This window comes from uncultured Mucilaginibacter sp. (assembly GCF_937859865.1).
Lineage (GTDB): Bacteria > Bacteroidota > Bacteroidia > Sphingobacteriales > Sphingobacteriaceae > Mucilaginibacter_A.
In genome coordinates this window covers 21,891-28,575 of the sequence record NZ_CALMAT010000129.1, presented here as the reverse complement: position 1 = coordinate 28,575, position 6,685 = coordinate 21,891, and the positions used below count along the sequence as shown (strand labels likewise).

At 42.7% G+C, this 6,685-nt stretch carries 9 protein-coding genes; 3 read left to right on the top strand and 6 right to left on the bottom strand.

Annotation, left to right across the window (positions count from 1 at the left end; translation table 11 throughout):
- Positions 1–34 precede the first annotated feature (34 nt).
- From Q0192_RS14065 to Q0192_RS14040, 6 genes are all read right to left on the bottom strand, one after another.
- Entirely contained in the window at positions 35–472 is a 438-nt protein-coding gene (locus Q0192_RS14065; protein ID WP_299290184.1) for a low molecular weight protein-tyrosine-phosphatase, read from the bottom strand.
- 120 nt (positions 473–592) lie between these two features.
- Complete coding sequence (locus Q0192_RS14060) at positions 593–1,384, bottom strand: S1/P1 nuclease (protein WP_299290182.1); 792 nt, start codon at positions 1,382–1,384, stop codon at positions 593–595.
- A 5-nt stretch (positions 1,385–1,389) separates the two neighbouring features.
- Positions 1,390–1,887 (bottom strand): fumarate hydratase, encoded by a 498-nt coding sequence (locus tag Q0192_RS14055; RefSeq protein ID WP_299290180.1) that lies wholly within the window; start codon positions 1,885–1,887, stop codon positions 1,390–1,392.
- Positions 1,888–1,947: 60 nt separating this feature from the next.
- Positions 1,948–3,345, bottom strand: coding sequence for a class II fumarate hydratase (fumC, locus tag Q0192_RS14050; RefSeq protein WP_299290178.1), 1,398 nt, complete (start codon positions 3,343–3,345; stop codon positions 1,948–1,950).
- A 211-nt stretch (positions 3,346–3,556) separates the two neighbouring features.
- Complete coding sequence (locus Q0192_RS14045) at positions 3,557–3,826, bottom strand: type II toxin-antitoxin system RelE/ParE family toxin (RefSeq protein WP_299290176.1); 270 nt, start codon at positions 3,824–3,826, stop codon at positions 3,557–3,559.
- Positions 3,826–4,023, bottom strand: a complete 198-nt coding sequence (locus Q0192_RS14040) for a hypothetical protein (protein WP_299290174.1) — start codon at positions 4,021–4,023, stop codon at positions 3,826–3,828. The genes Q0192_RS14045 and Q0192_RS14040 overlap by 1 nt, the downstream gene beginning before the upstream one ends.
- A gap of 329 nt (positions 4,024–4,352) precedes the next feature.
- On the opposite strand from Q0192_RS14040, the gene Q0192_RS14035 reads away from it, so the two are divergent.
- The 3 genes from Q0192_RS14035 to Q0192_RS14025 are packed head-to-tail and all read left to right on the top strand — an operon-like array spanning position 4,353 to position 6,617.
- Positions 4,353–5,558: a serine hydrolase domain-containing protein gene (locus Q0192_RS14035; RefSeq protein ID WP_299290172.1), complete on the top strand. Its 1,206-nt coding sequence runs from the start codon at positions 4,353–4,355 to the stop codon at positions 5,556–5,558.
- 24 nt (positions 5,559–5,582) lie between these two features.
- Positions 5,583–5,897, top strand: a complete 315-nt coding sequence (locus tag Q0192_RS14030; RefSeq protein ID WP_299290170.1) for a YbaB/EbfC family nucleoid-associated protein — start codon at positions 5,583–5,585, stop codon at positions 5,895–5,897.
- 42 nt (positions 5,898–5,939) lie between these two features.
- Positions 5,940–6,617 (top strand): metal-dependent hydrolase, encoded by a 678-nt coding sequence (locus tag Q0192_RS14025; protein WP_299290168.1) that lies wholly within the window; start codon positions 5,940–5,942, stop codon positions 6,615–6,617.
- Positions 6,618–6,685: the final 68 nt, after the last annotated feature.

Here is a 6,685-nt window from a genome sequence, read left to right as displayed (position 1 = left end):
CACCAATTTTATGCCGATAAAAGAAGCATCAAACTTAACTTTTATATTTCCTAATCACATCCTTGCAGCCACCTTCGATCAAATCAAAAACGGGCGCAAAATGGTTATCGTTAAAATATGGATCGGGCACTTCCTGATCGTTTAAAAGGAGTTTTACTTTCTCGCGGTCCTGTTGGTTTCGGGCGAGGGACAAAACGTCGGCGAGGTTATTTTTATCCATCACCAAGATTAAATCGAAATCATCAAAATCTTGCACCTTAAACTGGCGGCAAATTTGCTTACTGATATCTACGCCACGCGTTTTAGCTTCGCGGGTAGAACGGTGGTCGGGCGCTTTGCCAATATGCCAGCTTCCGGTTCCGGCCGAATCCACTTCCCAATCCAGCCCTGCTTCTTTTACCTGCTGTTTCATGATGCCTTCCGCCAGCGGCGAACGGCAAATATTACCGAGGCAAACCATTAATATTTTCATGTGCGAAGAGTGAGGAGAAAAGAGCGGGGAGCGAGTTAAAAAATTTAAAAGAGCGGGGAGCGGGGAAGAAAGATATATAAAGCGTTATGTCATGTTTTCTCCGCTCACCGCTCTTCTCAACTAACCAAAAAGGTCATTTAATATTCCTGCTAAACGGATGCCGCCTTTTAGCAATTGCTGGTTGGCAATGGCAATATGATCAAACGTATAGCGGTAACTCAAATGCGCTTCCGGTTTAATTTCGGCATACAGCTTTTCCGAAATCTGGTTCGATTCGTACAGCCATTTGCTGATGTCATCGTGCTGCAAAGCCCTGCGTTGTTCTTTGGTGCTGTGGTTTATCCAGGCCGTATATTCAGTATAACTCAATTGTTCGTCGTCAATCATGTTCGAATCCCAAACCGCATGCAAATTGGTCGGTTTGTTAAACCAGAATATTTTTACGTCGTTTCCGCCTTTGTCTGTTGTATGTGCGGTATGCATCGGCTGGTGCACATCGCCCACAATATGAATGAGCAAGCGTAAATACATTTGCTTTTTGCCTTGCTCCAGGTTTTTGTTCTTAAGCTGAGCAATGATGAGGTTGAGTTTGGTGTAAGCATCCACGGCGGTGTCCTGCTTTAAAAAAATCTGCATTTCGGCGTAGTTGTAGGCCTTGTCAAAATCAATATAATGCCAGGGCGAAAGGTAGCTGTAAGCCGGATCGGATTTAATAAAATCGGCCCAAGTGCTGGCCATCGCTACGGATTCATCGCCCAAAATTAACTGAATATTTTTGCGTGCTTTTTTGGTTAAATAGCTGTCGGCAATTTGCCCAACCACGCGGTGGCCCAACATTCCCCAAGCCATACTTTGCATCGGCAGATAAGAAAAAAACAGTGCTAAAAGAAGTATGCCTAATTTATTTTTCATGGTATTTACAACGGTTTTGGTTTGCAGGTAATTTTTTTAGTAAGATGGATATCAAACGGAACGGTACTGGAAAAACTGATGACATGCAGCAACGTATCGGTTTCTTTTTTCAGCTTAAACAACTCTTCGTACACACCGATGTGGAAACAGCCTTTGTTTTTCAGGCTGAAATCCGGGTTGCAGTACAAACCGCGAACGCGTAATGTATCGTGGTGAAGTTCGTATTTGGCGCGCACATATTCTTTCCATTTATTCTGGTTCATGCAACTATCGGTGCCGTAGTTTACCTTGCTGTAATTATCGGTGGTGATAAAAACAGAATCGCAACTGAAACGGAACTGGTATAAAGTATAATTTAACAACTTGCTTTGTAAACGCACCGAATCTTGCCTCCATTCGCCCTGCAAAAAAATAACGCCGGGACGCTGCACCGATTGGTTAAACCGGCAGGAAGCCAACATCACCAAAAACAGCAGGTAAAAGAAGTATCGTATTTTTTGCATGTAAAAGAAGCAAGGAAAAATCCCTCTTTTTTCTGGAGAGGGATTTAGGGTGAGGCAACTCTATTTTAAACCGCCAATCATATCTTCGGGACGAACCCATTCGTCAAACTGCTCGTTGGTCAGCAAACCTAAACCAATAGCCGCTTCGCGCAAAGATTGATTTTCTTTCAGCGCCGTTTTTGCAATTTTAGCCGCATTTTCGTAACCAATGTGCGGGTTTAAAGCGGTAACCAGCATCAGCGAATTTTCTAAATGCTTTTTGATGCCTTCATAATTTGGCGTGATGCCAACGGCACAATGATCGTTAAAGGAAACGCAGGCATCGCCAATTAAACGCGCCGATTGCAAAAAGGCCGCCGCCATCACTGGTTTAAAAACGTTCAGTTCATAGTGTCCGTTACTGCCGCCGATCGAAATAGTAACATCATTTCCCATCACTTGAGCGGCAACCATCGTTACCGCTTCGTTTTGGGTTGGGTTGACTTTTCCCGGCATGATGGATGATCCTGGCTCATTATCCGGAATATGGATTTCGCCAATGCCAGAACGCGGGCCGGAAGCCAGCATACGTATATCATTTGCAATTTTCATTAATGAAACCGCGATTTGCTTTAATGCGCCGTGCGATTCTACCAAAGCATCATGCGCAGCCAAAGCTTCAAATTTATTTTCCGCGGTGCGGAAGGGAAGTCCGGTAAATTTGGCAATGTAATCGGCCACTTTTACATCGTAACCTTTTGGTGTGTTGATGCCGGTCCCAACCGCGGTTCCGCCTAAAGCCAGTTCCGATAAGTGGTCTAACGTATTTCTTAACGCTTTTAAACCATGTGTTAATTGCGAAGCATAACCCGAAAACTCCTGGCCCAAAGTAAGCGGTGTGGCATCCATTAAGTGCGTGCGGCCAATTTTAACCACGTTTTTAAACTCTTCTACTTTTGCCTGAAGCGTATTTCTTAACTTCTCAACACCCGGAATTGTCGTTTCCATCACCACTTTGTAGGCTGCAATGTGCATTGCCGTTGGGTAAGTATCGTTGGATGATTGTGATTTATTCACATCATCGTTTGGGTGGATAAAAGTTTTGCCTTCGCCCAGCGAATTTCCCTGTAAAACATGCGCCCGGTTGGCAATTACTTCGTTCAAATTCATGTTGGATTGCGTGCCTGAACCCGTTTGCCAAATCACCAGCGGAAATTCGCCGGCCAGTTTTCCTGCCAAAATTTCATCACAAACCTGGGCAATCTGGTCGCGCTTTTCGGCAGATAAAACGCCCAAATCAGCATTGGTAAAAGCCGCTGCTTTTTTTAAATAAGCAAAAGCTTCAATAATTTCAACCGGCATGCTTGCCGCCGGTCCAATTTTAAAATTGTTGCGCGAACGCTCGGTTTGTGCGCCCCAGTATTTATCGGCAGGCACTTGCACGGCGCCCATCGTATCGTGTTCGGTTCTGAAACTCATGGTTTTAATTCGATTGTAGCGCCAAATTTAGGGCTAAATCTAAAAGCTGAGCTATAATCTTCAAGAAAATTACAAAGAAGGTTGTGGAAGACCAGGAGTGGCGAGCGAGGGATTTTTGAAGTTTAAAAGAGCGGAAATTACTATACTTCTTTTACCAGGCAAATTTTAATGCGATAAAAGAAGTATGTGTGTAAAGCTTGGATCAAATGTATCAAGGAAATATTTTATAGATGTCTTTTCGGTGGGCGATGATCAAAAATCTAACGGTGTCAATCTCTTCTAATTCTAACCCAATTCTATAATTGCCAACCCTGATTCTAAAACAAGTTTTAAAACCCTTCATCTTTTTGGTATTTCGCACAAATCCAATTGCTGGAGAAGCTTCGACTTGAAATATGGCTTTTTCAACCTGTTTCTTTACAATTTTATCCTTGATTTTATCAAGGGATTTTTCAAAAGCTTCATCAAAAATAATTTTCATTAACTACGAAGTTTTGCCATGATCACTTCACGGCTAACTTCTTTCCCGGTTTTTTGCTGCAACATTAATTTACCTAATGCATAATCTTCCGCGTCTTCTTCATTAATCAAATTAACCTCATCGCCCAAATTTTCAGCAAATTCTGTAATTAACCGAACATGGTCCGGGTTCATACTTTTAATGATTACTACTTCCATATCCAAATATACTTCTTTTATCAAGTAAAAATCTTACACTTCCGTTCTTCACCAGCCTTCCACTCCCCGCTCTCTTTTTCTCCGCTCTTTTTTTGGGCGTGCCCCTGCGGGTCGGGCTTTCCGCTGCAAGTCCTCGCTGCGCTGTGGGCTTTCCGCTGCAATCCCTCACGCGGCAAAGCGCCTACCTGCAAAGTTCAAATCTTTGCGCCGCTCAAAAAATAAAAAACTACCGGTAAAAAAAGCATCAAGTAATCGAAACTTTTCGCCTCGTTTTCGTAAAACAATATCTTATTTTCGCCACCGTTTTAAACGACAGATTTGACTTTTTAATGAGATTCCAGAACTACCTTCTACCCGTTGCGGCTGCTTTACTTCTACTAACCGCCTGTTCCAAACACAAAAAAACGCCGCAGGAAGTAGTTGCCGAAACACCCTTCGATACCACTTCGCTCCTCAAATACAGCCCAAAAAATGCCGATAAAAGGATTGATGCTTTTATGCAAAACCTGCACAAGCACAGCGGTTTTAACGGCAATGTATTAGTCGCCAAAAAAGGAAAAATTTTGTACGAAAATGCTTTCGGCTGGGCCAATTATTTAACGCGCGACAGCCTGAAAGTGAACTACCAGTTCGAGCTGGCCTCGGTTTCTAAAACCCTCACTTCCACCGCTATTTTAATGCTGATGGAGCAAGGCAAGCTCAAATTAGACCAAAACGTTAAAGACTTCTTCCCCAGTTTCCCGTACGATGGCATCACCATCCGTTTACTGCTCACCCACCGTTCCGGCATGATGAACTACGTTTATTTTACCGATGATGTTTTTCGGAAAGAGCACCGCGACCAGCGCAAAGGTTTAAACAATGCACAGGAAATGGCTTTGATCGCGCAATACAAACCGGCTCCTTTTAACAAACCCAACGTGCGTTTTTTGTATAACAATTCTAATTTCATGGTTTTAGGCGCGATCATCGAGAAAGTAACCGGCATTCCTTACGCGCAATACATGAAAGAAAATGTGTTTAAACCGGCTGAAATGAACAACACGGCCGTTTACTCTAAAGCAGTTTATGATAAAATTCCTGTGCATGTAGTTGGCCATGACCGTAACAGTTGGCGGTATTCTGTGGCGCAAAACTTTTTGGATGGGCCAGTTGGCGATAAAGGTATTTACAGCACGGTTGAAGATCTGTATCTGTTTGACCGCGCTATGCGTGCCGGCCGTTTGTTAAAACAGCAAACGCAGGATTCGGCTTACACGCCCCGAAACCCAATGGTTCATGGCCATTTTAATTATGGTTACGGCTGGCGGATTTTTGATGCGCCGAATCAAAAAGTAGTTTATCATACCGGCTGGTGGCACGGTTTCCGGCATATTTTTGTGCGCGATTTAAAAAACGATGTAACCATTGTTTTGTTAGGCAATATGGTAAACGGAAGTTTGCTGCATTTAGACGAATTATTTAGGATTACCGGAATGCCGATCGTAAGAAAAAGCGCGTACACCGGAACTGGCGATGAAGCCGAAGACCAATAAATTTACACCGATAAAAACAGCATTATGTTTGACAAACTATTTGAAGCACAGCAAAAAGCAGACGAAGTAAAAAAACGTTTGGATAACATCACCGTAAAAGGAACCGCAGAAAACGGAAAAATCACGGTTACGGCAAACGGCAATAAACAGGTTCAAACGATTAGCATAGACGAAGAATTTTACAAAGAAGCCGACCGCGAAGAACTGGAAGAACTGCTGGCTGTTGCCGTAAACAAAGCCATAGAACAAGCCGAAAATTTAAACCAAGCCGAAATGGCTGCCATGACCAAAAACATGTTTGGCGATTTAGGCGAACTGGGTAATCTTTTTGGTAAGTAGTGTGTTGGATGTTTAAACATTAGAATTTAAACACACGAAAACATGAAAGTTACTTATTACGGCCACGCCACTATTTTGTTGGAAACTGAAAAAGCAAAGTTGTTGTTCGATCCTTTTATCACGCCAAATGAACTGGCAAAAGGTATTGATATTGATACCATCAAACCAGATTACATTTTATTAACGCACGGCCATGTTGACCATGTGGCCGATCTTTTCACCATCCAAACCAACAGCAACGCAACCGTAATTTGTATTGCCGAAATACAAGGCTGGTTAAACAATAACGATGTAGAAAAAGTGCATGGCATGAACATTGGCGGAAGTTTTAACTTCGATTTTGGCCATGTAAAAATGGTAAACGCCATCCATTCCAGTTCAATGCCCGACGGAACTTATGGCGGAAACCCGGCCGGTTATGTGATTTATGCCGATGGCAAAAAAATCTATATTGCCGGCGATACCGCTTTAACATATGATATGAAGCTACTGGAAGACGAAAAGTTGGACTGGGCTTTTCTTCCAATCGGCGATAACTATACCATGGGTGTTGACGACGCGGTTAAGGCAGCTTTTTTTATCAACTGTGTCAATATCATTGGTGTACATTTTGATACTTTTCCACCGATCAAATTAGACCATGAAGCCGCAAAAGCTAAATTTGCCAATGTTGGTTTAAACTTCATTTTGCCAGAGATTGGGCAAACGATTGATTTGTAAAATACAATTAAAAAGAGGAGGCTTTATCCATTGATGGAGCCTCCTCTTTTTTTGGTTAAAACAAATCT